Below are 26,735 nucleotides of genomic sequence, written 5' to 3'. Positions count from 1 at the left end.
GTCCCGGAGCAGTGATCACTGCTCCGGGACACCGGCCCCTCACGTGGAACGCCGGGTGTGTCAGGAGTTGAGCTCCTCCAGCGTCCTGTTCTTGGTCTCGATCGCGAACCAGGCGATCGCCGCGCCCACCGCGGCCACCACGGCGAGCTGCGCGAAGACGAGCCCGAGGCTGCCGCCCGCTCCGATGATCGCGCCCACCGTTATGGGGCCGAGGATGACGCCGCACCGGTTCCACAGGCCACCGAACGCCGCGCCCTTGGCCCGGTTGGCCGTCGGGTACAGCTCGGGGGAGTACAGGTAGAGACCCGCGTTGATCGCGTACAGGAAGAACGTCGTGCATGAGGCGAACACCGCGACCTGGCCGCCCGAGGTCGCACCGAGCAGGGCGAGCACGCCGAGCGAGAGCACGGTGCCGACGAGCGCGCTGATCAGGGCGGGCCTCCGGCCGATGCGGTCGATCACCATGGCCATGATGAACGTGCCGAGCAGACCGGTGATGTTGCTGAGCAGGGTGTAGACGAGTGCGGTGGTCAGATCCAGGCCGAACTGCTTCGTGTAGAGCGACGGCAGCCAGGTCGAGATGCCGTGGTTCACGTAGTAGGCGACGAACCACAGACCCGACAGGACCGCCGTACGCCGCAGGTAGCGGCCCTGGAACAGGTCGCGCAGACGGCCCTGGGAGGCCTCGTCGGGCGCGCCGGCGGCCGGTGCGGGCAGCGGCTCGGCGGTGGCGCGGGCGACCTCGGCCTCGATGAGGCTGATGGCTTCCTCGGCCTCCTGCGTACGTCCGCGGGCCAGCAGCCAGCGCGGGGATTCCGTGACGTGGCGCGGAAGCGCGGCGGCGATCAGCACCGGGAGACCGCCGATGACGAACATCGCGCGCCATCCGAAGTTGGGTACCACCCAGACGGCGAGCAGGGTGGCGGCCGCCAGTCCGGCAGGGAAGATCATCTCGTACAGGAGGACGAAGCGGCCCCGCTTGTCGGAGCGGGCGATCTCGTTGATGTACGTGGCCGCGACGGGCACGACGCCGCCGATGCCGAGCCCCTGGACGAACCGGAAGAGCGAGAAGGTCTCGATGCTGCCCGAGAAGGCGACGGCGAGGCTGGCGAGACCGGTGATCGCGACGCCCAGGGCGACGGTGCGCACCCGGCCGATCCGGTCGCCCAGCCAGCCCGCGGCGATGGCGCCGAGCAGCATGCCGATCGAGGCGGAGGTCACGGCGAAGGTGGCCTGGCCGGTGGTCAGGTGCCATTCCTTCATCAGGACGGGCAGTGCGGAGGCGGCGAGCAACTGGTCGAACGCCTCGAAGAACGTGACGGCGCCGATCAGGAACCGGACTTTGACGTGCCAGCGCGATTGCGGCAGTCGTTCGAGTCTCGCGGCTATGGAGCCGAGGGCTGGCTTGCCGGCCACAGTCGTCATGGAGGGTTCCTTCCGCGGGCAGAGCAGTTGCGGAGACAGTAGGTTCCAGTATCTAAGCGGTCAATGGTTAAGAGCTTAGGAATCTCGCTTCCGGCAACTTGGTGTTCATCATCGACGCCCTGGATGGCGTGCTCAAGGCATGGAAGGCAACGATTTCGCCCTGGACCCTTGCGGAAGAATAGTTAAGCGCTTAGATTTCTAGCACTTCGACGGTTCCGAGTGGCGGAACGCACCCCGTGCTTCCCCACCCGGCCCAGCCCTGCCCGCCACCTCGCCCGGAGGTACACCCGTGCCGCACATCCCCACCGACATCCTGATCGCGGGCCAGTGGCGACGCGGCGCGGGCGAACTGCTCGACACCGTCGACCCGGCGACCGGCCGCGTCCTCGCCACCGTCCACACCGCCTCGGCCGACGAGGTCGACGAAGCGGCCGAAGCCGCGGCGAAGGCGGTCGCGGACCCGGCCTGGCGGGACCTGCTCGCCCACGAGCGCGCCCGGCTGCTGCACCGCATCGCCGAGCTGACCGAGCAGGCGGCGGACGACCTCGCCGCACTGCAGACCGCCGACACCGGCAAGACGCTCACCGAGACCCGCGCCCTCGCGCTCAGTGCGGCAGGCACCTTCCGCTACATGGCGGCAGCCCTGGAGAGCGCCGAGGACTCGGTCACGCCGTCCCGCGGCCCGTACGTCACGATGAGCGTGTACGAGCCGCTGGGCGTCGTCGGCGCGATCAACCCCTGGAACTCGCCTGTCGCCAGCGACGCGCAGAAGATCGCGCCCGCGCTCGCCGCCGGGAACGCGGTCCTGCTCAAGCCGGCCGCCTGGACGCCCCTCGTCTCCCTCGCCCTCGGCCGCCTGATCACCCAGGCCCTCGAAGAGTTCCGCCTGCCCACCGCCCTGCTGTCGGTACTCCCGGGCAGCGGGCGGGTGGTCGGTGACGCCGTCGTACGCCACCCCCTCGTCGCCCGCATCGGATTCACAGGCGGTACGGAGACCGGTCGGTCCATCGCCACACTCGCCGCCCGGAAGCTCATCCCCGTCTCCCTGGAGCTCGGCGGCAAGTCGCCGACGATCGTGCGCGCCGACGCCGACATCGAGCAGGCCCTGGCCGGCGTGATGTTCGGGATCTTCTCCTCCAGCGGCCAGTCCTGCATCGCCGGCTCCCGGCTCTTCGTCGCCCGGGAGATCTACGACTCGTTCGTCGGTGAACTCGTCGAGCGGGTCCGCAAGCTGCGCGTCGGCCCCGGCACCGAGCCGGGCACCCAGGTCGGCCCCCTGGTGCACCACAGCCACCGCGACTCCGTCGCCGCCTACGTCGACCTCGCCCGCTCCGAGGGCGCACGGGTCCTGTGCGGAGGCTCGGCGCCCGAGGGCGAGCGGTACCAGGACGGCGCCTACTACCTGCCGACCGTCCTGGAGGGACTGCCCAACACCTCCCGCACCTGCCAGGAGGAGATCTTCGGGCCCGTCCTGGTCGCCCTGCCCTACGACGACGAGGACGACCTGGTCCGCCAGGCCAACGACTCCATCTACGGGCTGGCCTGCGGCATCTGGACCCGAGACCTGCGAGCCGCCTGGCAGCTCGCCCGCCGGATAGAGGCCGGCACGGTCTGGGTCAACACGTACAAGCAGTTCAGCGCCTCCACCCCGTTCAGCGGATGGAAGGACAGCGGCCTCGGCACGGAGAAGGGCCGCGACGCGATCCGCGCCTACCAGCGCCAGAAGTCCCTGTACTGGGGCACCTCCGGCCACCCGCTTCCCTGGGCCGGCTGACCCGGCACGCACCGACGCCCGTCCGTCCGTCTGGAGAGACTGATGCACCAACCACCCCCCGGCCCGATCGCCCGGCTCCGCTCACTGCGCTACGTCGAGCTGCATACCCCGGCCTTCACCGAGACCGCCGACTTCTACGAAGAGGTCTGGGGTCTGGAGACCGTCGAGTCCGACACCGGCGCGCGCTGGCTGCGCGGTACGGGAGACGAGCACCACGTCCTCCACCTCGCCGAGCGGGAGAAGGTCGGCCTCGGCCGCCTCTCGTTCGCCGTCGCGACCCCTGCCGAGGTCGACGAGGCCGCGCGGCGCCTCGACGCACGCGGCATCGTCCCCGTCTTCGGGCCCGGCCCGCTGCATCAGGCGGGCGGCGGCTACGGGCTGCGGTTCACCGATCCCGAGGGGCGCCTCATCGAGATCAGCGCCCAGGTCGAGGCGGTCGTCCCGCGCGGCCGGGACGGCGCCGTGCCCGTCGGGGTGACGCACGCCGTGCTCAACACCACCGACATCGACGCCGCCGTCACCTTCTACTGCGAGGTACTGGGGCTGCGCGTCTCCGACTGGTCCGAGCACCAGATGGCGTTCCTGCGCTGCAACGCGGACCACCACTGCATCGCCTTCAACCAGGCCGAGTGGACCTCGCTCAACCACGTGGCGTACGAGATGACCTCGGTCGACCACTTCATGCGGGGCCTCGGCCGGCTCCGGCACCACGGCATCACCCCCCAGTGGGGGCCCGGCCGGCACGGCCCCGGGAACAACACCTTCTCCTACTTCACCGACCCGTCCGGACTGGTCTGCGAGTACACCTCCGAGGTCGCCCAGATCGTCGAGGACGCCTGGATCGCCCGGGTGTGGCGGCGGGTGCCGGACCTGTCCGACCTGTGGGGGACGGCGGGACCGCCGTCCAAGGAGATCCGCTGCCACATGGCGGGCGCGCCGGACCCCGGCCCGCTCGCTCCCCTCGACGCCCAGGAGGCCACCGCATGAGCACCGTACGCAAGGTCGGCATCGTCGGCTGGGGCGCGATCGGCCGGGTCGTCGGCACCGCCCTCGCCGAAGGGCGGGTGGGCGGCGCCGAGCTGGTGTGCGTCGTCGACAACCGTCCGCTCGGCGAAGCCGCACCGGCGCGGCAGGCCACGTTCGAGGAGGCCCTGGAGACCTGTGACCTGATCGTCGAGGCCGCGGGCCAGGGCGTCGTACGGGAGTGGGGCGAGCGGGTGCTGGAGTCCGGCACCGACCTGCTGATCGCCTCCACCGGAGCGCTGACCGACGAGGACCTCGCGAAGCGGCTGCTCGCGGCGGGACCCGGCCGGGTGTACTTCACCGGCGGTGCCGTCGGGGGTCTCGACCTCCTCCAGGCCGCCCGCTCCCTGGGCCCGCTCGACGAGGTGCGCCTCACCACCACCAAGCTGCCCTCCACCCTCGAACAGCCCTGGATGGACGAGGACCTGCTGGCCCGGATGCGGTCGGCCACCGGACCGGTCGTGGTCATGACCGGCACCGCCCGCGAGGTCCCGGTCAAATTCCCCAAATCGACGAACGTGGCCGCGTCGGTCGCGCTGGCCGTCGGCGACCTGGACACTGTGCGGGTACAGGTCGTCGCCGACCCGGCGGCGCACCACACACGCCATCTGATCGAGGCCTCCGGCGCACACGGTGCGTACCGCTTCGAGGTCGCCCACCTGCCCGACCCGGGCAACCCGGCCACCAGCCAGGTGGTGCCGTACGCGGTCCTGCGCAGCCTCGCCGCGCTGGCGGGACGGACGGGCCAGATCCTGTGAACGCCCGCGCCGACGTCCACTCCGACGTCCATGTCGAAGAGGCGGGTAACCACGGCCCCCTGCTGCTGTGCCTGCACGGGATCGGCTCGTCGTCGGCAGCGTTCGCCCCGCAGCTCGCCGAACTCTCCTCGTACGCGAGGGTCGTGGCCTGGGACGCCCCCGGTTACGGGAAGTCGCCCGACCCTGAGGGCCCGCTCGACCTGGACGACTACGCGGACGCGGCAGCGGCTCTCATCCGTGAGCGTGCCTCGACCGCGCACGTCCTCGGAGTGTCCTGGGGCGGTGTGATCGCGCTCAGGCTCGCCACACGCCACCCTGAGCTCGTCGCCTCGCTGATCGTCGCCGACTCCAGCACGGGCTCCGGAACGGACGAGGCGAAGGCGAAGGGCATGCGGGCCCGGGCCACCGAGCTCGCAGAGCTCGGCCCGCGCGCCTTCGCCGAGGGACGCGGACCGCGGCTGGTGTCGCCGGGCGCCCCCGGCGAACTCGTACGCCGCGTCGTGGACACGATGGCCGCCTCGGTGCGGCTGCCGGGCTACGCGTACGCCGCCGAGTCCATGGCCGCCGCCGATCTGCGCGCCGAACTCCCCTCGATCGCCGCGCCCACCCTCGTGCTCTGCGGCGAGCAGGACCGGGTCACCGGCATCGACGCGAGCCAGGCCATCGCCGGAGCCATCCACAAGACCGCCTACGTGATCGTCAAGGACGCCGGTCACCTGGCCAACCAGGAGCAGCCCGGCCACTTCAACGCCTGGGTGCTCTCCCACCTCCGCATCACCGCATCCATCCCCGAGTAGGAGCCTCCACCATGCCTCTGACCACCGACGCGTACGACAACGGCGACGACCTCTCCGCGTACACCGACTCCCTCATCGCCACCAAGGCCTCCCGCGTCGCGGACTTCGACACCCTCTCCTTCCAGGAGAAGGCCGGCGCACAGTTCCGTCGCGGCCAGATCCGGTACGTCGGCTCGGGTGCCACCGGCAACCACGAGAGCGACAGCCGGATCCTCCCCTCCGGCGGGTTCACCTTCTCCAACATGCTGCTGCCGCCCGGCGCCGAGGGCCCGGCCCACACCCACCACGACGTCGAAGAGGCCTTCTTCGTCCTGGAGGGCGAGGTCAAGGTCGGCATCCACCGCGGTCCCGACGAGGCCGAGTACCGCACCCTCGGCTACCGCGACATGATCGTGGTCCCCGCAGGTGTGACCCGTTCGCTCAAGAACGAGGGCGACACCGACGCCCTGTTCTGCGTCGTCATCGGCACGCAGAAGCCGCAGGTGCCGACCTACCCCGAGTACTCGCCGATGCACGGCGTCACCCGTGGCTGACCAGCCCCCGGCCGACGCACGCACTGTCGTCGTCACCGGTGCGGGCCGTGGCCTGGGACTGGCCATGGCCCGCCGGGCGGGCGCCGACGGCTTCCGGGTCGTCGTCGCCGAGCTGGAACGGGAACGGGGCGAGCACGCCGTCGCGGAGCTGTGCTCCGAAGGCATCGACGCCCGCTTCGTGCGCTGCGACGTGGCCGACCCTGCCTCGGTGGCCGCGCTGGCCGCCGCCGTACGCGAGATCGGCCCCGTGTACGGCCTGGTCAACAACGCGGCTCTCGCCAACGGCGTGGGCGGCAAGGAGTTCCAGGACATCGACATCGAGGTGTGGGACCGGCTGATGGCGGTCAACGCCCGCAGCCCCTGGCTGGTGGCGAAGGCGCTGTACCCGCTCTTCGCGACACCCGGGCGGATCGTCAACATCGCCTCGGACGCCGCGCTGTACGGATCCCCCCGCCTCGCCCACTACATCGCCTCCAAGGGTGCAGTCATCGCACTCACCCGGGCCATGGCACGCGAACTCGGCGACAAGGGGATCACCGTGAACGCGGTCGCCCCCGGGCTCACCGAGTGCGAGGCGACCGCGACCGTGCCCACCGAACGGCACGACCTCTACCGCATGAACCGGGCCATCTCCAGGCCGCAGCAGCCGGACGACCTCACCGGGATCGTCTCCTTCCTGCTCGGCGAGGAATCCCGCTACCTGACCGGACAGGTGATCGCCGTCAACGGCGGCTTCACCATGAACTGAACTGCAGGAGACACGAGTTATGGATCTGGGACTCGCCGACCGCACCATTGTGGTCACCGGCGGCAGCTCGGGCGTCGGCCTGGCCACGGTCCGCGCCCTCCTCGACGAGGGAGCCCGCGTCGCCACCTGCGGCCGTGACGCAGACCGGCTCGCCAAGGTGGCGGCCGAGCTCGGCACCGGGCACGACCGCCTCCTCACCGGAGTCTGCGACGTCCGCGACGCCGACGCCGTGCGCGACTTCGTCCGCCGCACCGCCGAGGAGTTCGGCGGCATCGACGGACTCGTCAACAACGCCGGACAGTCCCGGATGAAGGGTCTCGACGACTCCACCGCCGAGGACTGGCGCGACGAGCTGGAGCTGAAGTTCGCCGGGGTGCTGAACCCCCTGCAGGCCGCGCGCCCGCACCTCGCCGCCTCCGGCGCGGCGAGCGTCGTCAACATCAACGCAGTGCTCGCCAAGCAGCCCGAGCCCCGGCTGATCACGACGAGCGCCGCCCGGGCGGGCATCCTCAACCTCTCCAAGTCCCTGTCGGTCGAACTCGCCGGCGAGGGCATCCGGGTCAACTCCGTCTGCCTCGGCCTCATCGACACCGGTCAGTGGACGAGGCGCTACGCAGCCGCGGACTCCGGCAGGAGCTACGAGGACTGGCAGGCGGAACTGGCCGCCGACCGCGGCATAGCCCTCGGCCGGCTCGGCCGGGCCGAAGAGGTCGCGTTCGCCGTCCTCACCCTGCTCTCGCCCCTCGCCTCGTACATCACCGGCACCAGCATCGACGTCTGCGGCGGCGTCGGCCGCTCCATCCTCTGAGGAGACACCATGCGTTACGACAACGGAGGCGATCTCCTCGTCGCCGTCCTGCGGGAACTCGGCATCGACACCGTCTTCGGCATCGTCAGTGTGCACAACCTGCCACTCGTCGAGGCCGTCGACCGCGAACTGCGTTTCGTGCCCGTGCGGCACGAAGCGTCAGCCGTGAACGCCGCCGACGCCTACGGACGTGCCCGCGGCACGCTCGGCTGCGCACTGACCTCCACCGGCACGGGAGCCGGCAACGCGGCCGGATCCCTGATCGAGTCGCTCAGCGCGGGAAGTTCCGTCCTGCACATCACCGGCCAGGTGGAGAGCGAATTCCTCGGCAGCGGACGGGGATTCATCCACGAGACCAAGGACCAGCTCGGCATGCTGAGGGCGGTCTCCGCCCACGCCGCGAGTGTGCCGGACGCCGAGCAGGCGGGTCGCATCCTGCGCGAGGCGGCCCGCGCGGCACTTACCGCGCCGGGCGGACCGGCAAGCGTGGAGTGGCCGATCGACCTCCAGTTCGCGGCGCAGACCGACGAGCCCGCCGAGCTTCCCGCAGCCGCCGTACCGGCTCCCGCGGAGAGCGAACTGGCTTCGGCCGGCGCCCTCCTGGCCTCCGCCCGACGTCCCCTGGTCTGGGCGGGCGGCGGCGCGGCCACCGCCGGCAGCGAACTCGCCGGACTGCTGGAGGCGACCGGAGCGGGACTGCTGACCTCGAACTCCGGCCGCGGTGCCGTGCCCGAGGACCACGAGCAGGTCATCGGTAACTTCGCCACCACCCCCGCGGTCCGCGCCCTGCTCGCCGACGCGGACGTGCTGCTCACCATCGGCACGCACTTCCGCTCGAACGAGACAGCCGACTACACGCTGGAACTCCCCGACGCGCACATCCAGATCGACATCGACGAGGACGCGCTGGGCCGGGTGTACCCCGCCACCCACGCGCTGCACGGCGATGCCGCAGCCGCCCTGACCGCCCTCCTGCCGCACGCCCGGCCCGCGGAGAGCGGCTGGACGGACCGCGTGGGCGCCGTCCGCACCGAGGTACGGGCGCGCCTGCACGACAACATCGGACCCCAGGCCGCGATCTGCGACGCGATCCGCGCCGCGCTGCCCCGCGAGGCGGTCGTGGCGCGCGACGTCACGATCCCCTCCAGCAGCTGGGGCAACAGGCTGCTGGAGATGTACGACCCGCGGGACAACGTCTTCCCGCGCGGCGGCGGCATCGGACAGGGACTCGGCATGGGCATCGGCGCGGCGCTCGCGCGGCCCGACGCACCCACCGTCGTCATCGTCGGCGACGGCGGACTCGCGGTCCACCTCGGCGAACTCCTCACCCTCGCCCAGGAACGGCCCCGGCTGACCCTGATCGTCTTCAACGACGGCGGCTACGGAGTGCTGCGCAACATGCAGGACCGCTACAGCGAGCGCCGCTCCGGGGTGGACCTGGCCACTCCGGACTTCGAACTGCTGGCCCGCGCCTGCGGGTTGCCGTACCTGCGGATCGCCGCCGAGGAGCATGCCGGCCCGGTGCTCGGCGAGGCCATCGCCTCCGAAGGCCCGACGCTCGTCGAGGTCGATCTGACGGCACTCGGACCGATGAAGGTCCCGTTCACCCCGCCCGTGAGGATCCCGGGCCAGTAGCCCGGTCGCGCGTACTGCCGGTAAGGAGGCAACAGGCCATGAGCGAGCATTCGCTGCAGCTGGTCGTCCATCGAATGACCTGGGAGGCGGAGGGCGTACTCTCCGTCGAACTGACCCACCCCGACGGCAAACCCCTGCCCGCCTGGACGCCCGGCGCGCACCTCGACGTCCATGTCGGGGGCCAGGTACGCCAGTACAGCCTGTGCGGCGACCCGAACGTGCCGGACGTCTACCGCATCGGTGTGCTCAACGAGCCCGCCTCACGCGGCGGTTCGCGGTTCGTGCACACCCAGCTGCGCCCCGGACAGCCGGTCACGGTCTCCGAGCCGCGCAACCACTTCGCGCTGGAGGACGCCGACGCCTACCTGTTCGTCGCCGGAGGCATCGGGATCACCCCGCTGCTGGCGATGGCCAGGGAGGCGGCCCGCAGGGGTACCGCCTGGCGGATGGTCTACGGAGGCAGGGGGCGGGCGTCGATGGCGTTCACCCCGGAACTTGCCGCGCTCGGTGGTGAGGTCACGCTCGTCCCGCAGGACGAACTGGGTCACATCGACCTGGATGCCGCGCTCGCGGACCTGCCCGAGGGCACGCTGGTGTACTCCTGCGGTCCCGAACCCCTGCTCGCGGCCGTCGAGGCACGCTGCCCCGGGGACCGGCTGCGCCTGGAGCGGTTCGCCGCGCCGACCGTGGAACGCACCGGTGACGACGAGGAGTTCGAGGTCGAGTGCCGCGCCTCGGGCGTGACCCTCACCGTCGGCGCCGACACCTCCATCCTCGACGCCGCCGAGGCCGCCGGGATCGACGCACCTCATTCGTGCCGCGACGGCATCTGCGGGTCCTGCGAGACCCGGGTGATCGAGGGCACCCCCGACCACCGCGACTTCCTGCTCAGCGAGGCCGAACGTGCCACCTGCGCCACGATGATGATCTGCGTCTCGCGGTGCGCCTCACGGAGCCGGCTCGTCCTCGACCTGTGACACCTTCCCCCGCACTTTCAGGAGACACCGTGACCGACACCTGGCCGTACCTCGACGTCCACCAGTCCCGTACGCACGAGCCGACCCCGTACGAGTACAAGCTCGCCGCGACCCTCGAGGAGGTCTTCACCAAGGAGGGCCACGAGCTGGCCGACGTGGTGCGCGGACTCAACGCCCGCCAGGTCCACGCCGGCGACGGCACACCGTGGACCGAGGAATCCTTCCGTGCCGAGATGAACCGACTGGGAGCCTGACCATGACCCTGACGTCCTCCGCCACGGCGGACCACATCTACGCCACGGGCCTGCGCAACCAGTGGCACCCCGTCGTCCCCTCGCACTTCGTCGCCCCCGGCGCGATGCGCAAGGTGACCGCGCTCGGCGAGCAATGGCTGCTGTTCCGCCGCTCCGACGGCGCCCTGTCGATGCTCGCCGACCGCTGCCCCCACCGCGGCGCACCCCTGTCGCTCGGCAAGCACCTCGGCGACCGGGTCGCCTGCTGGTACCACGGCGTCGAGGTGCAGTCCAACGGGACGGTCTTCTCCGTCCCCGGGCTGCCCGGCTGCAGCCTGGAGGGCAAGAAGCTGGTCACCTCGCTCCCGGTGCGCGAGGTCGCGGGCGCGATCCTCGCCTACTTCGGCGACGAGGAGCACCCGGAGCCGGCCGAACTGACGCTCCCGGAACCGCTGACGGACCCCGAGGTGGACGCGTTCCTGTGCTACGCCGAGTGGGAATCACCGTGGCGCTACGCCGTGGAGAACCTTCTCGACCCGATGCACGGCGCCTTCCTCCACCACGATTCGCACACGATGTTCGACGGTGATACGACGGCCAAGTTCCGTATCCGCGAGACCGGGCGCGGCTACTTCTTCGAGAAGACCGACCAGCGCGGCGTCAACTTCGACTGGGTGGAGCTCTGCCGCACCGGCGTGGACTGGGTCGACCTGTCCATCCCGTACCCGCCGTCGGCCGGTCCCGGCGGACCGTTCGGGATCGTGGGCATGGTCTGCCCGGTGGACGAGCAGCGCAGCGGCGTCTTCTTCTGGCGCTACCGCCGGGTCGAGGACTGGCAGCGCGCGTCCTGGCGCTTCCTCTACCGGACGCTGATCGAGAAGCGCCACTGGGAGGTCCTGGAGCAGGACCGCGTCATGCTGGAGGCCATGCCCGCCGACGCCGACCAGCAGGAGAACCTCTACCAGCACGACCTGGGTGTGGTGCGGCTGCGCCGCCTGTACCGCGCGGCGGCCGAGGCACAGTCGTCGGCGGGCGCCTGAGCCTGCCGCGACAGCAGCCGGGCCGGGCCGCGACGGGCGTGAACCGCGCACCCGGCCCGCCGCTGCCCGAGCCCGGTTCGTCAGAACTCGACAGGCTCGCGAATGAGGGGGCAGGTCATGCAGTGGCCACCGCCGCGGCCACGGCCGAGCTCCGCACCGACGATCGGGATGACCTCGACCCCGGCCGCGCGCAGCAGGTCGTTGGTCTGGGTATTGCGGTCGTAGGTGAAGACGACCCCGGGTTCGAGCGCGACGGCGTTGTTCCCGCTGTCCCACTGCTGGCGCTCGGAGGCGTACACGTCGCCGCCCGTCTCGATCACCCGCAGAGCCGGCAGGCCGAGGCTCCGGGCCACCACATCGACGAACGGACTCGATCCCTCGTCGATGACCTCCACGCCCTGTGAGGTGTCGCCGGGGCGGAGAGAGAACGTGTGGACCGCGTCCATGATCTTCGGATAGAGGGTGACGATGTCGCGGTCGGCGAAGGTGAAGACGGTGTCCAGGTGCATCGCCGCCCTCAGTTTCGGCATGCCCGCCACCACGACGTGTTCCGCGGCACCGTTTTTGAACAGGGCGGCGGCGACCTGGGTGATGGCCTGCCGGGAGGTCCGTTCGCTCATGCCCATGAGGACGACCCCGTTGCCGACGGGCATGATGTCACCGCCCTCGAACGTGGCGCTGCCCCAGTCGAGTTCGGGATTGCCCCACCAGACCGTGTCGCCGGCGAAGTCCGGGTGGAAGCGGTAGACCGTCTTCATCAGCAGGGTCTCGTCATGACGGGCGGGCCAGTACAGCGGGTTGAGCGTGACCCCTCCGTACAGCCAGCACGTGGTGTCGCGGGTGTAGAGGGTGTTCGGCAGCGGCGGCATGAGGTACTCGCGTGCCCCGGTCGACTCGCGGGCCAGGCCGAGGTAGCCGGAGCGGTACTCCTCGGGCAGGTCGGTGGTGGCCAGGCCTCCGATCAGGTACTCGGCGAGCTGCCGGGGTTCCAGGGACTCCAGGAAGGCGCGGGTCGGGTCGATGAGCCCCAGGCCGACCTCGTTGGCGGTGATCTTGCGGTCGAGGAGCCACGCCTTGGCACCGGGCACCGTCAGCGTCGCGGCCAGCAGGTCGTGCAGCTCCACGACCTCGACGCCGCCCTGCTGGAGCTTGCTGACGAAGTCGGCGTGGTCGCGCTGTGCGTTGTCCACCCACATCACATCGTCGAAGAGCAGGTCGCCGGCGTTGCTGGGGGTGAGCCGACGGTGTGCGAGGCCGGGTGCGCAGACCAGCACCTTGCGCAGTCTGCCCACCTCGGAGTGCACACCGTGCACGGGAGCTGCGCCGGTGTCGGTGGTGTTCGTCATGGGTGCGTCCTTTCGGTCGTGTGCTGGTGTGCCTGCGCGGAGCAGGACGGACTGGTTGCGGACGGGCCGTCAGAGGCTGATCCAGCCCGCGGCCAGGGCGATCACTCCCATGGCGGCTCCGGCGATGGAGACGGCGAAGATGACGAGTTCGGGCGGTGAGAACACCTGCCGCCGCTGTTCCCGTCGGGCCATGGCGAAGAGGATCGTGGCAGGGGCGTAGATGATGAGGGAGACCAGCACGAACTTCAGGCCTGCCGCGAACAGCAGGAACGCGGTGTAGAGCGTCGCCACGACGCTGACGACGAGGTCACGCCTGCGGCCTGTTCCGGCGGTCAGCTCATCGGGCCGCACCATGATCTTCACGGCGAACATCGCCGCCATCAGGAACGGGATCAAGGACAGGGAACTCGTCAGGTCGAGTGCGAAGTTGAACGCGTCGTCCGAGAACAAGGTGATGACGAGGACCACCTGGGACAGGGCCGTGGTCATCAGCAGTGCGGGCACGGGCACATCGGCGGAGTTCGAGCGACGCAGGAAGCGCGGCATGTCGTCGTCCTTGGCGGCCACGAAGAGCACCTCCGCCGCCATGAGCGTCCAGGCGAGATAGGCGCCGAGCACGGAGATGATCAGCCCGACGCTCACGAAGACCATGCCCCAGGTCCCGACAGCCGCCTCCAGCACAGCGGCCATGGACGGCTGGCGGAGCTCGGCGATCTCGGCCATGGGCAGGATGCCGTACGACACGATCGTGACCGAGGCGAAGACGGCGAAGACGCTGAGGAAGCCCAGCACGGTGGCCCGGCCGATGTCCTCGCGGCGCTTGGCGTGACGTGAGTAGACGCTGGCGCCCTCCACGCCGAGGAAGACGAACACCGTGGCCAGCATGGTGCCGCGCACCTGGTTGAAGAGGGAGCCCGCGTAGTCCGCGCCGGCGAAGTTGTCGGCGAAGACGCTCGTGTCCAGGTAGACCAGCGCGAGGATGACGAAGACGATGATCGGGACCACTTTGGCCACGGTGACCACCCTGTTGATCGCGGCGGCCTCCTTCACGCCCCGGCGGATGAGCAGGTAGAACGCCCACAGGCCGAACGTGGACAGCACGATGGCGATCACCGTGTCGCCGTCGCCGAGCGCGGGCCAGACGGCGCCGATCGTCGACATGATCAGAACCCAGTAGGTCACGTTGCCGACGCAGGCGCTGGCCCAGTACCCGAACGCCGAGAAGAAGCCGAGGTACTCGCCGAATCCGGCCTTGGCATAGGCGTAGACACCGGCGTCGAGATCCGGCCGGCGCACCGCGAGCGTCTGGAAGACGAACGCGAGCATCAGCATGCCCGTACCCGCGATGGCCCAGGCGATCAGCGCCCCGGCGACACCGGTCTCCTGGGCGAAGCGGGACGGCAGGGAGAACACTCCGGCGCCGACCATCGAACCGACCACCATCATGGTCAGCGTGAGCAGCGTCATCTTGACCGCGGTGCCGGAGCCCTGGACGGCGTCGGTCCCGGTGTCGGAGCTTGCCATGTCTTCCCCTCGTGCGAGACAGATACGAGAACTGGCGGACGGGAGAGCCACCGGCACCCACCGTCCAGTCGCTCGATGCCGTTGAAGGCGTTACGGACTTTAGCGACAAAATGGACAGCGCGTCTGCTGGGTGGACCGACACCCGGGACCGGGTCGGTCACGCTGTACGGGAATCCTGGTGGGCCATGAGCGTTGACCCATGCGTGAGCCCTTCGATCGAAGCGACCCGTTTCTCGTTCCTGGACCGCTCCCGCACCCGGGAGGGATACGACGGTCCGCAGGCGCTGCGCGACACCGTCCGGCTGGCCGGAGTGGTCGAAAAGCTCGGGTACCACCGCTTCTGGGTCTCCGAACACCACAGCGTTCCGGGCGTGGCCGGTTCCGCGCCGACCGTGCTGGCCGCCGCCGTCGCGGCAGCCACCTCCGTGATCCGTGTGGGCACGGGCGGGGTGATGCTCCCCAACCACCAGCCGTTCGTCGTCGCCGAGCAGTTCGGCGTGCTCGCCTCGCTGTTCCCCGGGCGGATCGACATGGGTCTCGGGCGCTCGGTCGGCTTCACCGACGGCATCCGCAGGGCGCTGGGCCGGGACAAGCAGGACGCCGACGACTTCGCGGGGCAGCTCGCCGAACTTCTCGGTTGGCTGGACGGCACCCAGCAGGCCCATCCCCAGGTGCACGCCCGGCCCGCCGAGGGGCTGCGCATACCCCCGTACGTCCTCGCGACCGGCGAGGGCGCGTCGATCGCCGCCGCGGCCGGGCTTCCCCTGGTGGTGGGTGACCTCCGCGGCCGGGAGAAGCTGCTGCACGCGATCGACGTCTACCGCAGGGAGTTCCGGCCCTCGGCCTGGACCCGGGAGCCCTACGTGGTCGTGGCGGGGACGATCGCCGTCGCAGGGACGGCCGAGGAGGCCAGGCGGCTCCTGGTCCCCGAGGCCTGGTCCATGGCGTACGCGCGCACCCACGGCACGTTCCCACCGCTCGCCCCGGCCGAGCGGATCGAGCAACTGGCGATGACCGAGAAGGAGCGGAGGCTGTTCGAGAGCGGGCTGCGCGGCCATCTCGCGGGCACGGAGGAGACCGTCGCGGCCGAACTCGAGCTGGTCGTCAAGGAGACGGGCGCGGACGAAGTGCTGGTCACCACGAGCACGTACGACCGTGAGGCGCTCGAGGACTCGCTGCGGCGGCTCGCGCGGACAGCGGGGCTGAGCGGGCCGGGCACCGCGCCTGCCGACGGGACCGCCGGCAGTGCGGAGTGACCGGGGTGTCGAGGGCTACCGCTACTCGAACCGCGCGGTGTCTCCCGCTCCGCGGCGTACGATCTCGAGTTCGCCGTTCGAGAAGTCGATGACCGTGGTCGGCTCGGTGCCGCAGTCGCCGGAGTCGAGCACGACGTCCACCACGTGGTCGAGGCGTTCCTTGATCTCCCAGCCCTGTGTCATCGGCTCCTCCTCGTCGGGCAGGAGCAGCGTGCTGGAGAGCAGCGGCTCACCGAGTTCGGCGAGGAGCGCCTGAGCGACGGCGTGGTCGGGAATCCGGACGCCGACGGTCTTCTTCTTCGGGTGCAGCAACTGCCGCGGCACCTCTTTGGTGGCGGGGAGGATGAAGGTGTAACTGCCGGGCGTCGCCGCCTTGATGGCCCGGAAGACGTCGTTGTCGATCTGCACGAACTGGCCCAGCTGTGCGAAGTTCTGGCACACCAGGGTGAAGTGGTGGCGATCGTCGAGGTTCCGGATCGACCGGATCCGCCCGATGCCGTCGCGACTGCCCAACTGGCAGCCCAGGGCGTAGCAGGAGTCCGTCGGGTACGCGACGAGCGCACCGGACCGGATGCTGTCGGCCACGCTGCTGACGGTGCGTCGCTGAGGATTCTCGGGGTGTACGTCGAAATACTTCGCCATCCGCCGAGTCTAAGGGCTCGGGGCGGTCCCGTTCGGCAACAGTCGGTACGGGCCGGAGCGACCGGGCAGCACCGCGCCCCCGGAGCCCGCCGAGGAGCTCCGGGGGCGCACGGCCCGCTGTCAGGCGCCGGACGCGTCCAGCATGGCGGCGCGCTCGACGACCTTGATCCGCTCGCGGCCCTGCTCCGCCCCGAGCGCCTGCTCATGGGCGTCGAGGCGGTGCCAGCCCTCGCGGGTGGTGTAGCGGACGCCGCGCTGCTCGAGGAATTCGACGACCGCATCGGGCTCGGGCTGCTCGGGGGCGGGCAGCCGTCCGGCGGTGTGGTCCTCCAGGAGGCAGGCGACCGTCTCGTTCGCGTCGCCCTTGGTGTGCCCGATCAGGCCGATCGGACCACGCTTGATCCACCCGGTGACGTACACCGAGGCCATCGGCTCCTCACCGCTCAGTACCCGTCCCGCGGCGTGCGGGACCGTACCGGAGGCCACGTCGAACGGCAGCTTCGGCAGCTCCTCCGAGTAGTAGCCGACCGCGCGGTAGACGCTCTGCACGTCCCAGTCGGTGAAGCTGCCCGTGCCCCGGACGTTGCCGGTGCCGTCCAGCTCGGTCCGCTCGGTACGCAGGGCGGCGACGCGGCCGTCCTCGCCCAGGACCTCCACCGGGGACTCGAAGAAGTGGAGGAACAGCTTGTGCGGACGGTCGCCCGCGTCCCGGATCGCCCAGTTCTCCAGCGTGGAGGCGACCATGTTGGCCTGCTTGTTCTCCCGCCGGGTCGCGATCGAGCCGTCGTCGTAGTCGATGTCCTCGGGGTTGACGATGACCTCGATGTTGGGGGAGTGGTCCAGCTCGCGCAGCTCCATCGGGCTGAACTTGGCCTGGGCCGGACCCCGCCGCCCGAAGACGTGCACCTCGAGCGCCCTGTTCGCCTTGAGGCCCTCGTACACATTCGCGGGGATCTCCGTCGGGAGCAGCTCGTCCGCCGTCTTGGCGAGCATGCGCGCCACGTCGAGGGCCACGTTGCCCACGCCCAGCACGGCGACCTTCTCGGCCTCCAGGGGCCAGGTGCGCGGCACCTCGGGGTGCCCGTCGTACCAGGCGACGAAGTCGGCGGCGCCGTAGGAGCCCTCGAGCTCGATCCCCGGTATGTCCAGGGCGCGGTCCGCGTCGGCGCCCGTGGAGAAGATCACCGCGTCGTAGAAGGTCCGCAGGTCGTCGAGGCCGATGTCGTTGGGGTAGTCGACGTTGCCGAACAGCCGCAGCTGCGGCTTGTCCAGGACCTGGTGCAGGGCCTTCACGATGCCCTTGATCCGCGGGTGGTCCGGGGCCACGCCATACCGGATCAGGCCGAAGGGGGCGGGCATGCGCTCGAACAGGTCGATCGATACACCCGGGTCCTGGGCGGCCTCGGACTTGAGCAGCGCGTCCGCTGCGTAGATTCCGGCAGGACCGGCTCCGACGATGGCGACGCGGACGGGGCGTGTCATGGAGTGTTGTTCCTTTGGGCGGCTGGTCAGGGGCAGGATGCTGCGGAGTAAGGCTTGGCTTACTACGCTCCGCCCCACGGTATGCCCTGCGCCTGAGCGACCCTGGAGCGGGGCAAGTGTGCAATTCGGATATAGATGTGTATATAGACACCAAAGGTGCGCGAATATGTGAGCGGAAATTACGTGAGCCCCATGGAGGCACCCGGACGCGACCCGTCCGCCGGTGTCCCCGCGTGCCCCGGACCATCCGGGGAGGCGTGAGGGGATGTGCGACGCAGGACTTCGACGAGAGGAGCACGTGTCATGCCGATCGAGGGCGAGTACGAGCCGAGTCCGACGCCGTGGGTGCGTGAGCAGGTCGAGCTCATCGAGAGTTCGGGCGGCACGCAGGGGACCACGTTGCGCGGCAAGCCCGTCATCCTCCTGACCACGCGCGGCGCCAGGAGCGGCAAACTCCGCAAGACGCCCCTGATGCGGGTCGAGCACGACGGCCGCTACGCCGCGGTCGCCTCTCTCGGCGGCGCCCCTAAGCACCCCGTCTGGTACCACAACGTGATCGCCGATCCCCACGTGGAGCTGCGGGACGGCACAGTGCGGCAGGACATGGTCGCCCGTGAGGTCACCGGCGAGGAGAAGGCCCTGTGGTGGGGCCGCGCCGTCGAGGCCTTCCCCGACTACGCCGACTACCAGACCAAGACCGACCGCGAGATCCCCGTGTTCGTCCTGGCGCCGGCCGGAGAGCGGTAGCGCCCCCGTCGCTCGGAGGGCATTCCCCGGGGCCGGGCGCCTACCAGGACAGTGCCCCGACCCGGGAGGCGATGCGTTCGCGGTCCCAGGCGCCGTCCGCGACCAGTACCCGATAGCGGCGGGTCATCGTCTCACCGGGTGCCAGGACCAGCTCGTCGTGGAAGGCGAACGACGGGGCCACGGCGGCGAACGGGGTGTTCCGCACGAACCAGTGCGCCGGATGAGTGCCGCCCGCGCCGGTGTGGTCGTTCTCGGGGGAGTGGACGAAGACGAGTGTGGCGTGGCCGTCGGCCCCGTCGTGCTCACCGCTGTAGGCCAGCCAGTCGGCCTGCTTCCCCATGAGCTCCGGGCCCTCGCCGTCCGGTGTGAGGATCCGCCCGTCGCGGAAGGCACGCGGCCCCCGCCAGAACAGGCCGGTGTACCCCGCGCCCGGACGGCCGTGCGTCGTCGGGCTGCCGAGGCGCAGCGGCTCCTCGCGCCGGTTGGTGACCGCGGACGACCACGTCAGCGCCCAGCTCCCGGTCGTCGCGTCGACATCGTGCACCTCGATGCGACGGGCCTCCTCGGCCCAGACCTCGCCGCTGTACGGATGCCAGGTCAGCCGCTCGGTGACGCGGGCCCTGCCGTCGTGCACCGACACCTCGTCGAATCCGCGGTGCGCCATCGAGCCGACGCGCTCCGGCAGGGCGAGATAGCCCTCGCCGTGCACATAGGTGTTGCCGCCCCACAGATTCTGTCCCGACAGGTGCGAGGCGGTCATCTGCAGACCCTTGTGCCAGCGGTGGTCGTTGGGGCGGTAGTCGGTCACCACCCGGCCGGACAGCGTCCGCAGGGGATGGATGTACGGTTTCGGCGCCTCCCAAGGGGATTCGGCCCGGTACACGTACCGCAGCAGTTCGACCCCGCTGCCGGCGACGGACACGGCGAGGTGGTCGCCGTGCACGTGGACGAGCCCCACGGTGCCCGTCATGCCGTGACCTCCGCGGATTCTGCCGGGGACCGGGGGGCCCAGCCGGGAGCGTCGCCGTGCAACGCGCCGTAGAAGGGATCGCCGGGACCGATCTCACCCGCCCGGACCGTGGCCCCGGTGAAGGCGGCCTTGTAGAGGGCTGTGACCAGTTCCAGGCTCTTGCGGCCGTCGGCGCCGCTGCTGCGGGGCCTGCGTCCGGCCCGCAGGTCCTCCAGCAGCCCGCGCAGCTGGGCCTCGTGCGAGCTGGGGACGTCCGCTCCGAAGTCCTGCCAGGAGGCCGCCTGCGCGGCAGGGACTCCCGGTGCGGGCGTGATCCGCCAGTCCGCGTTGCGATGCCCGTACAGATGGGTGAGCTCGACCGTGGCATGCTCGCAGTCGATGCGGATCCGGCTGACCTCGTCCGGGCTGAGCACGCTGTTCACGACCGTGGCCATCGCACCGCTCTCGAAGCGGATGAGCGCCGTGGAGACGTCCTCCGTCTCGACGTCGTGCACGAGCCGCCCCGCCATCGCGCGGATCTCCGTCCACGGGCCGAGCAGATCGAGCAGGAGATCCATCTGGTGGATGCCGTGCCCCATGGCGGGACCGCCGCCCTCGCTGCTCCAACTCCCGCGCCAGGGGACGGCGTAGTACGCCTCGTCGCGGTACCAGGTCGTCTGGCAGTGGGCCACCAGGGCCCTGCCCATCGCCTGTTCGGCCAGCAGTTCCCGCACATGGCGGGAGCCCGAACCGAATCGGTGCTGGAAGACGATCGCCGCGTACGGGCCGCCGTCCTCGGGGCCCTCGGCCGCCTCGATCGCGTCGAAGTCCTCCAGGGAAGGGCAGGGCGGCTTCTCGCACCACACCCAGGCTCCGGCCCGCAGCGCGGCAACGGTCTGATCGCGGTGGAACCGGGGCGGGGTGCAGAGCGTGACCAGGTCGGGCCGCTGTTCGGCCAGCATGGCGGACAGGTCCGTGTACGGGTGGGGGATGCCCGCATCCGCGCAGAACGCCTCGGCCGACGCCGCATCGACGTCGACCGCGGCGACTATCTCCAGCGGCTGTCCGGCGGCGAGCGCGGTCAGCGCCGGCAGATGGCTGCCCCGCGCGATCGCGCCCGTGCCGACGATCGCGACCCGGACCGGTCCCCGGTGTGAAGGACGGCTGGGCATGACGTACCCCCTGGAGGATCACCTGGCGGATGGCGAGCGCCCGATAGCAAGCGCTTTCTCTCCGGGGAAACCTAGGCTCCGCACGCGAGCCGGGTCAAGTGCCCGGCGCCGCGTACGTGGAGGTCAGGCCTTCAGCAGCCTGGGCAGCCGGGCGAGTTGCACCGCCTGCTGGAACGGGCCGCCGCCCTCGTGGTCGTTGAAGTCGTACACCTCGATCTCCTTGTCCGGGTGGGCGTACGCGTTGAAGGCGGCGAAGACCGTGGACGGCGGGCAGGTCTGATCCTCGAGGGCGACCGAGAACAGCGCGGGCGCCCGGCCGCGGGCGGCGAAGTGGACCCCGTCGAAGTAGGCCAGCGTGGCCCTCGCCTGTTCGGCGCGCCCCCGGTGCGTCTTGAGGTAGTTGCCGATCTCGCGGTAGGGGAGCCTGTCGGTCAGGCTGATCGCCCGGGGGAAGTCGCAGAGGAACGGGACGTCGGGTGCGACGGCCGCCAGGTCGGGTATCAGCCCGCCGACCGCGAGGGCGAGCCCGCCGCCCTGGCTCGCGCCGATCGCGGCGGTGCGGGTCGCGTCCGTCAGCGGGTGCGAGCGGGCCGCCTCCACGGCACGTACCGCGTCCGTGATCAGCCGCCGGTAGTAGTACGCCTCGGGGTCCTCGATGCCCCGGGTCATGAACCCCGGCAAGGACGGCCCGCTCCCCACGGGGTCGGCCGTGTCGCCCGGAGCCCAGCCGCTTCCCTGGCCCCGGGTGTCCATCACGAAGTGGGCCATGCCGGCCGATGCCCAGAGCAGGTACGAATGCGGCAGCCCGCGCCCGCCCCCGTACCCGATGAACTCCACGACCAGGGGCAGCGGTCGCGTGGTGCCCGCCGGCATGACGAGCCAGCCCCGGACCGGATGTCCGCCGAAGCCGGCGAACGTCACGTCGAACACATCGACCGTGGTCAGACCGGTGTCGGTGAGCAGTTCGAATCGGGCATCGAGGTCGTGGGTTCCGGCCTCGTCGAGGGTGGCCGACCAGAAGGCGTCGAAATCGGCCGGCTCCGCCGACCCGCTGGTGTAGGTGCGCAGTTCGTCCAGGGGCAGATCGAACAGGGCCATGCGGAACCGCCTTTGTCGCGAAGTCGATAGGGATGATCACACCGTACGACCGGCGGGGCATCAGTCAAAGAACTTCTTGTGTCCACAACGGGCGCAGCGCGGCGCCGGGTTTCGGTACGCAGAACGGCACCGCGTCGCACGGTCCACGAGGCGGGGGAGCGGCTCCAGGGCGCCATCGCCGTCGCGCGCACTGCAGGGCCGCGACACAGGCGCCGGCCTGCCGTCAACGCGGAAATCGCGTTGCCCGACCGGCCGGCGCCTGCCACGCTTCCGCCATGTCCGATTCAGAAAACCGCAGTTCGCACCAGGTGGCAGCGCTCTTCTCACACGGTCGCCTGACGGCGATCCCCCGGAAGGTGGCCCGCCGCCAGCAGCTGCTGGTCCACCTCGCCGACACACTCTTCGAGCGCGACCGCGCCTACACCGAGCGCGAGGTCAACGACGCGCTCCTCACCGTGCACGAGGACTGCTCGGCCCTGCGCCGCTATCTGGTGGTCGCCGGGCTGCTGGTCCGCCCGAAGGACGGCAGCAACTACCGACGGGGCCGCTGAGGGCCGTACCGGGTCACGGCCGGCTGTCCGGCAGGTGGGATGATCTCCCCATGGGGAGATGTTCGGGCACGTGCGCCCGGTGTGAGAGACATCGTCGGCTGAGGGGCGGGACCTGCCGCAGGTGCCGGTCCGCGGAACACCGGGCGGACCGGGCGGAGGCGGCTGCGGACGTCGGCGAAACCGCTGTGGAGCTGGGCGCCCTGGGGGCGTTGGGGCGCATGTTCCGCGCCGTCCTGCGGGCTCTGGTCGACTGACGGGCCGGGATTCCGGGCTCAGTTGAGGGTGTCGGGGTCCGGGCCCGTGCGCATGCCCCGGTCGAGACCGGCGATCGCGTCCATGTCCGCGGGCGAGAGCTCGAAGTCGAAGACGTCGATGTTGTCCCGGATGCGGGCGGGCGTGACCGACTTGGGGATCACGACGTTGCCGAGCTGGAGGTGCCAGCGCAGGACCACCTGGGCGGGCGACTTCCCGTGGCGCGCGGCGATCGCGACCAGTGCGCTGTCGTCCAGCAGCGCGCCCTGCGCCAGGGGGCTCCACGCCTCGGTGGCGATGCCGTGCTCGGCGTGCAGGGTGCGCAGTTCCTCCTGCTGAAGGCCCGGGTGCAGCTCGATCTGGTTCACGGCCGGGACGAGGGAGCCGGCGTCGATCAGGCGGCGCAGGTGGGCGGGCTGGAAGTTGGACACCCCGGCGGCCCGGATCCGGCTGTCGGCCAGCAGCTTCTCCAGGGCACGCCAGCTGTCCGGGTAGAGGTCGCGGGCGGGCGTGGGCCAGTGGATGAGGTAGAGGTCCACATAGTCGAGGCCGAGCTTGGCCAGGCTGGCGTCGAAGGCGGCGAGTGCCGAGTCGTACCCCTGGTCGGCGTTCCACAGCTTCGTGGTGACGAACAGTTCCTCACGCGGGATCCCGGAGGTGGCCAGGGCGCGACCCACGCCCGCCTCGTTCCCGTACACGGCGGCGGTGTCGATGGAGCGGTAGCCCGCGTCGAGCGCGCCGGACACCGCTGCGGCGGTCTCGTCGTCGGGGACCTGGAAGACGCCGAAGCCGAGCTGCGGAATCGTGATGCCGTTGTTGAGGGTGACGCTGGGGACCGTGGACATGGGAGACCTTCCTGAGGTGCCGGACCGGGCCGGACTTTGTCGTGCTGCGTACGATGATTACTGGCGTCGACAATAATTGCATACGCGGGTTAATGGCAAGCGCGGGCAAGTCGACGGGGTTCCTGGGCGTCCTGGACGCACGGTAGGAGCCACCGCGACGCGGCGCACGCGGCCCGGGACCGTTCGGGCAGGGGCCATGTGCTGAACTGTCCGGGAAACACCGGATCCAGGAGCACCCTTGAACAGCTATCGCCACCCCGGCCTCGTCCTCACCGACCGACGGTTCACGGTCCCTCTCGACCACGAGGATCCCGGCGGCGAGACGATCGAGATCTTCGGCCGGGAGGTCGTGGCGGGCGCCAAGTCGGACGAGGACCTGCCCTGGCTGGTGTACCTGGAGGGCGGTCCCGGCTTCGGCGCCCGCAGGTTCATCGGTACGGAGGCATGGCTGGGGCGGGCGGTGCGGGAGTTCCGCGTGCTGCTCCTCGACCAGCGCGGTACGGGGCTCTCCACCCCGGCCAACCGGCAGACCCTTCCGTTGCGCGGGGGGCCGCGCGAGCAGGCCGACTACCTGGCGCACTTCCGCTCCGACAGCATCGTCAGGGACTGCGAACTCATCCGCCCCCGACTCACCGGCGGCGCGCCCTGGACCGTTCTGGGCCAGTCCTTCGGCGGCTTCTGCGCCGTCCGGTACCTGTCCGCCGCCCCTGAAGGGCTCAAGGCCGTCCTGATCACCGGCGGGCTGCCCTCCCTGGACGCCCATGCCGATGACGTCTACCGGGCCGCGTATCCGCGGATCGAGCGGAAAGTCGCGGCACACTACGCCCGCTACCCGCAGGACATCGACCGCGCCCGCGCGATCGCCGCATACCTCTCCGAGCACCGCCCCACGAGCGGCGGGCACCGCCTGACACCCGAGGGGTTCCAGTCCCTCGGCATCCTGCTGGGCGGCGGGAACGGCAGCCACCAGCTCCACCACCTCCTGGAGAACGCCTTCGTCGGCGGCCCGCACGGCATCGAACTCTCCGACACCTTCCAGGAAGCCATGCGCGCGGCCACGTCGTTCGCGGGCCACCCGCTGTACGCCGTCATGCACGAGGCGATCTACGGGCAGGGCGGCCGGCCGACCGGCTGGGCCGCCGAACGCGTCCGAGCCGAATTCCCGCAGTTCGACGCCGCGTCGGTCGGCGACGGACCCGTGATCTTCACCGGCGAGAGCATCCACCCCTGGCACTTCGAGGTCGATCCCGCGCTGCGGCCGCTGCGCGAGACGGCCGAGCTGCTCGCCGCCCGGACCGACTGGCCCGCCCTGTACGACACCGAGCGGCTCGCGGCCAACGAGGTGCCCGCCGCCGCGGCGGTCTACCACGACGACATGTACGTGGACACGGAGCACGCGCTGCGCACGGCTGCCGCGATCCGCGGCCTCCGCACCTGGGTGACCAGTGAGTTCGAGCACGACGGCCTGCGGGCGGGAGGGTCACGCGTCCTGGACCGGCTGCTCGCACTCGTCCGGGGCGAGAGCGACCGGTAGCCCCCGCCCGCGGGCAGGTCAGCGCTGCAGGGCGTCCAGCGTCGTGTCCAGGTCGGCCGCGGTGCGCGGCGCACGGTTGTGCGGGAGCTTGGACAGCGCCGCCGCCATGCCGCAGGTGTTGGTCACCGCGGAGAAGACGAGACCGGAACCGATGCCCGCCGACAGCCAGCGCGCCGCCGGGAAGCGCCTGCCCGCGAGCAGACCGGCCACCACAAGGGAACCGGCGGCGAGCCGCACCTGGCGCTCCATGGGCCAGGTGGCGCGGCCGCCCTCCGGGCGGTCCAGGCCGTGCCCGTCGCCCGCCCATGCGGACGTGCCGCCGGTCAGCGTGACTGCCTCGATGTCGGCCCGGGCGAGGACCTCGCAGGCCTTCGTGGAGCGGACACCGGATGCGCACACCACCAGCAGGGAGCCGCGGGCCGAGGCGGACTTGAGTGCGGGTACCGCCTCGCCGAGCCGGTCGAGCGGAATGTTCAGGGCGCCTGGGACATGCCCCGAGGCGTACTCACCGGGCGCCCGCACGTCGATGACGGTGAACTCCTCCAGCCGGGCTGCGGCCTGGGCGGGGGAGAGGGAAGCGGGACTGGTCACGAGCGGGTTCCTTTCGTTCGTTCACCGGGGCGCGGAGAGCGGCGGGGCCTCACTCACCCCGCGCGACAGAATACCCACCGGGGTATGGCGGGCAGGGGTGGCTCGACACGACCTGGCTCGGTCGGGCAAGCGGCTCCCCCGACTCACCCTGCCCTGATCCGTTCCCGGAATGCACCAGGTCGCGGCCGTCCGTGGACTGCCTGCCGGGTGTAACGCGGGAGGGCGATGCCCTCTTCCCGACGGGGACGGATTCCCCAGCCGATTGACAAAGCCGTTTGCTGATTCTGCAATGGAGTCATGAAGGAACAGAGCCAGGACGACCCCGAACTCGATGCCGTACTCACCGGAGTGGGCCCCCGGCTGCGCCGGCTCCGCAAGGACCGGGGGGTGACGCTCGCCGCGCTCTCCGAGGCCACAGGAATCTCCGTGTCCACCCTGTCGCGGCTGGAGTCCGGGGGTCGGCGCCCCAGTCTCGAGCTGCTGCTTCCCATCGCCCGCGCCCACGAGGTGCCGCTCGACGATCTCGTGGGGGCGCCGCCCGTGGGCGATCCGCGGGTCAGGGCGAAGCCCATCGTGCACGGCTCGAAGACCTCCCTGCCCCTGACCGGCCGGCCCGGCGGTCTCCAGGCCTACAAGGTCATTCAGGAGGCGCCCTGCACGGAGGAGCCCGAGCAGCGCACCCATGAGGGGTACGAGTGGCTCTACGTGCTCAACGGGCGGCTGCGGCTCAAGCTCGCCGAGCACGACCTGGTCCTGGTGCCCGGAGAGGCGGCGGAGTTCGACACCCGGTTGCCGCACTGGTTCGGACCCGTGGGCGACGAGCCGGTCGAGTTTCTCAGCCTCTTCGGGCCGCAGGGTGAGCGCATGCATGTCAGGGCGAAACCCAAGCGTGCGTGAAGGAGCTGTCGCCGACCGGTGCCGGGTGTTCCCAGACGGGCAAGCAACCGCTTAGTATGCGCCGGAGCAGTGGTAATGCCGACAGTGTTGTGGAGGCC

General features: G+C 70.8%; 26 protein-coding genes. 16 read left to right on the top strand and 10 right to left on the bottom strand.

Translation table 11 applies throughout. From position 1 onward, the window contains the following. Positions 1-60: 60 nt before the first annotated feature. Positions 61-1,425, bottom strand: coding sequence for an MFS transporter (locus ACFQ6X_RS27830; RefSeq protein ID WP_383185295.1), 1,365 nt, complete (start codon positions 1,423-1,425; stop codon positions 61-63). 289 nt (positions 1,426-1,714) lie between these two features. On the opposite strand from ACFQ6X_RS27830, the gene ACFQ6X_RS27825 reads away from it, so the two are divergent. From ACFQ6X_RS27825 to ACFQ6X_RS27775, 11 genes are read left to right on the top strand one after another with little or no spacing between them, the layout of a single operon-like run. Continuing rightward, on the top strand, positions 1,715-3,199 hold the full coding sequence (locus tag ACFQ6X_RS27825; RefSeq protein ID WP_383185293.1) for an aldehyde dehydrogenase: 1,485 nt from the start codon (positions 1,715-1,717) through the stop codon (positions 3,197-3,199). Between the two features lie 42 nt (positions 3,200-3,241). Continuing rightward, positions 3,242-4,186: a VOC family protein gene (locus ACFQ6X_RS27820; RefSeq protein ID WP_351181257.1), complete on the top strand. Its 945-nt coding sequence runs from the start codon at positions 3,242-3,244 to the stop codon at positions 4,184-4,186. After that, complete coding sequence (locus tag ACFQ6X_RS27815; protein WP_383185291.1) at positions 4,183-4,980, top strand: aspartate dehydrogenase domain-containing protein; 798 nt, start codon at positions 4,183-4,185, stop codon at positions 4,978-4,980. The genes ACFQ6X_RS27820 and ACFQ6X_RS27815 overlap by 4 nt, the downstream gene beginning before the upstream one ends. Continuing rightward, a complete protein-coding gene (locus ACFQ6X_RS27810; protein WP_383185290.1) occupies positions 4,977-5,777 on the top strand; it encodes an alpha/beta fold hydrolase in 801 nt (266 codons plus the stop codon). Before ACFQ6X_RS27815 ends, ACFQ6X_RS27810 begins: the two co-directional genes overlap by 4 nt. 11 nt (positions 5,778-5,788) lie before the next feature. Next, on the top strand, positions 5,789-6,310 hold the full coding sequence (locus ACFQ6X_RS27805; RefSeq protein WP_053930186.1) for a cupin domain-containing protein: 522 nt from the start codon (positions 5,789-5,791) through the stop codon (positions 6,308-6,310). Beyond that, positions 6,303-7,058 (top strand): SDR family oxidoreductase, encoded by a 756-nt coding sequence (locus ACFQ6X_RS27800; RefSeq protein ID WP_383185287.1) that lies wholly within the window; start codon positions 6,303-6,305, stop codon positions 7,056-7,058. The genes ACFQ6X_RS27805 and ACFQ6X_RS27800 overlap by 8 nt, the downstream gene beginning before the upstream one ends. 19 nt (positions 7,059-7,077) lie before the next feature. Then, a complete protein-coding gene (locus tag ACFQ6X_RS27795) occupies positions 7,078-7,866 on the top strand; it encodes an SDR family oxidoreductase (RefSeq protein ID WP_383185285.1) in 789 nt (262 codons plus the stop codon). A gap of 9 nt (positions 7,867-7,875) precedes the next feature. Continuing rightward, complete coding sequence (locus ACFQ6X_RS27790) at positions 7,876-9,501, top strand: thiamine pyrophosphate-binding protein (protein WP_383185283.1); 1,626 nt, start codon at positions 7,876-7,878, stop codon at positions 9,499-9,501. A gap of 38 nt (positions 9,502-9,539) precedes the next feature. Then, entirely contained in the window at positions 9,540-10,478 is a 939-nt protein-coding gene (locus ACFQ6X_RS27785; protein WP_383185281.1) for a PDR/VanB family oxidoreductase, read from the top strand. A gap of 29 nt (positions 10,479-10,507) precedes the next feature. Next, positions 10,508-10,732 carry a recombinase-like helix-turn-helix domain-containing protein gene (locus ACFQ6X_RS27780; protein WP_351182283.1) on the top strand — a complete coding sequence of 75 codons (225 nt, stop codon included), beginning with the start codon at positions 10,508-10,510 and terminating at the stop codon, positions 10,730-10,732. A gap of 2 nt (positions 10,733-10,734) precedes the next feature. Next, complete coding sequence (locus ACFQ6X_RS27775; protein WP_383185279.1) at positions 10,735-11,751, top strand: Rieske 2Fe-2S domain-containing protein; 1,017 nt, start codon at positions 10,735-10,737, stop codon at positions 11,749-11,751. A gap of 80 nt (positions 11,752-11,831) precedes the next feature. On the opposite strand, the gene ACFQ6X_RS27770 is transcribed toward ACFQ6X_RS27775, so the two are convergent. Together ACFQ6X_RS27770 and ACFQ6X_RS27765 are read right to left on the bottom strand one after the other, a co-directional pair. Next, positions 11,832-13,097 carry an arginine deiminase gene (locus ACFQ6X_RS27770; RefSeq protein ID WP_383185277.1) on the bottom strand — a complete coding sequence of 422 codons (1,266 nt, stop codon included), beginning with the start codon at positions 13,095-13,097 and terminating at the stop codon, positions 11,832-11,834. Between the two features lie 69 nt (positions 13,098-13,166). After that, on the bottom strand, positions 13,167-14,621 hold the full coding sequence (locus ACFQ6X_RS27765; RefSeq protein ID WP_383185275.1) for a basic amino acid/polyamine antiporter: 1,455 nt from the start codon (positions 14,619-14,621) through the stop codon (positions 13,167-13,169). A gap of 185 nt (positions 14,622-14,806) precedes the next feature. Between ACFQ6X_RS27765 and ACFQ6X_RS27760 the strand changes: the two genes are divergently transcribed. After that, entirely contained in the window at positions 14,807-15,877 is a 1,071-nt protein-coding gene (locus ACFQ6X_RS27760) for an LLM class flavin-dependent oxidoreductase (RefSeq protein ID WP_383185273.1), read from the top strand. Positions 15,878-15,898: 21 nt separating this feature from the next. On the opposite strand, the gene ACFQ6X_RS27755 is transcribed toward ACFQ6X_RS27760, so the two are convergent. Both ACFQ6X_RS27755 and ACFQ6X_RS27750 read right to left on the bottom strand, forming a co-directional pair. Further along, complete coding sequence (locus ACFQ6X_RS27755) at positions 15,899-16,519, bottom strand: L-threonylcarbamoyladenylate synthase (protein WP_329204409.1); 621 nt, start codon at positions 16,517-16,519, stop codon at positions 15,899-15,901. A 120-nt stretch (positions 16,520-16,639) separates the two neighbouring features. Further along, positions 16,640-18,001: an FAD-dependent oxidoreductase gene (locus ACFQ6X_RS27750; RefSeq protein WP_383185271.1), complete on the bottom strand. Its 1,362-nt coding sequence runs from the start codon at positions 17,999-18,001 to the stop codon at positions 16,640-16,642. Between the two features lie 303 nt (positions 18,002-18,304). Here ACFQ6X_RS27750 and ACFQ6X_RS27745 point away from each other — a divergent pair, with 303 nt between their 5' ends. Beyond that, a complete protein-coding gene (locus ACFQ6X_RS27745; RefSeq protein WP_383185269.1) occupies positions 18,305-18,748 on the top strand; it encodes a nitroreductase family deazaflavin-dependent oxidoreductase in 444 nt (147 codons plus the stop codon). 40 nt (positions 18,749-18,788) lie between these two features. On the opposite strand, the gene ACFQ6X_RS27740 is transcribed toward ACFQ6X_RS27745, so the two are convergent. From ACFQ6X_RS27740 to ACFQ6X_RS27730, 3 genes are all read right to left on the bottom strand, one after another. Beyond that, complete coding sequence (locus ACFQ6X_RS27740; RefSeq protein ID WP_383185267.1) at positions 18,789-19,718, bottom strand: PmoA family protein; 930 nt, start codon at positions 19,716-19,718, stop codon at positions 18,789-18,791. Beyond that, a complete protein-coding gene (locus ACFQ6X_RS27735) occupies positions 19,715-20,869 on the bottom strand; it encodes a Gfo/Idh/MocA family protein (protein WP_383185265.1) in 1,155 nt (384 codons plus the stop codon). The genes ACFQ6X_RS27740 and ACFQ6X_RS27735 overlap by 4 nt, the downstream gene beginning before the upstream one ends. A gap of 123 nt (positions 20,870-20,992) precedes the next feature. Further along, the gene (locus ACFQ6X_RS27730) at positions 20,993-21,967 is read right to left on the bottom strand and encodes an acetylxylan esterase (RefSeq protein ID WP_383185263.1); all 975 of its coding nucleotides are present in this window, start codon (positions 21,965-21,967) and stop codon (positions 20,993-20,995) included. A 275-nt stretch (positions 21,968-22,242) separates the two neighbouring features. Here ACFQ6X_RS27730 and ACFQ6X_RS27725 point away from each other — a divergent pair, with 275 nt between their 5' ends. Next, the gene (locus ACFQ6X_RS27725) at positions 22,243-22,518 is read left to right on the top strand and encodes a DUF2087 domain-containing protein (protein WP_383185261.1); all 276 of its coding nucleotides are present in this window, start codon (positions 22,243-22,245) and stop codon (positions 22,516-22,518) included. A 272-nt stretch (positions 22,519-22,790) separates the two neighbouring features. Here ACFQ6X_RS27725 and ACFQ6X_RS27720 read toward each other — a convergent pair whose 3' ends face one another. Then, on the bottom strand, positions 22,791-23,615 hold the full coding sequence (locus ACFQ6X_RS27720; protein ID WP_383185259.1) for an aldo/keto reductase: 825 nt from the start codon (positions 23,613-23,615) through the stop codon (positions 22,791-22,793). Between the two features lie 238 nt (positions 23,616-23,853). Here ACFQ6X_RS27720 and ACFQ6X_RS27715 point away from each other — a divergent pair, with 238 nt between their 5' ends. After that, entirely contained in the window at positions 23,854-25,149 is a 1,296-nt protein-coding gene (locus ACFQ6X_RS27715; protein WP_383185257.1) for an alpha/beta fold hydrolase, read from the top strand. Positions 25,150-25,167: 18 nt separating this feature from the next. Here ACFQ6X_RS27715 and ACFQ6X_RS27710 read toward each other — a convergent pair whose 3' ends face one another. Continuing rightward, entirely contained in the window at positions 25,168-25,740 is a 573-nt protein-coding gene (locus tag ACFQ6X_RS27710) for a rhodanese-like domain-containing protein (RefSeq protein WP_383185255.1), read from the bottom strand. A 297-nt stretch (positions 25,741-26,037) separates the two neighbouring features. On the opposite strand from ACFQ6X_RS27710, the gene ACFQ6X_RS27705 reads away from it, so the two are divergent. Then, a complete protein-coding gene (locus ACFQ6X_RS27705) occupies positions 26,038-26,637 on the top strand; it encodes a helix-turn-helix domain-containing protein (RefSeq protein WP_383185253.1) in 600 nt (199 codons plus the stop codon). The last annotated feature ends 98 nt before the right edge of the window (positions 26,638-26,735 follow it).

Source organism: Streptomyces sp. NPDC056452 (genome assembly GCF_042796085.1).
Classification (GTDB): Bacteria; Actinomycetota; Actinomycetes; order Streptomycetales; family Streptomycetaceae; genus Streptomyces.
The sequence above is the reverse complement of the archived record's forward strand: the minus strand, read 5'-3'. Positions and strand labels throughout refer to the sequence as shown.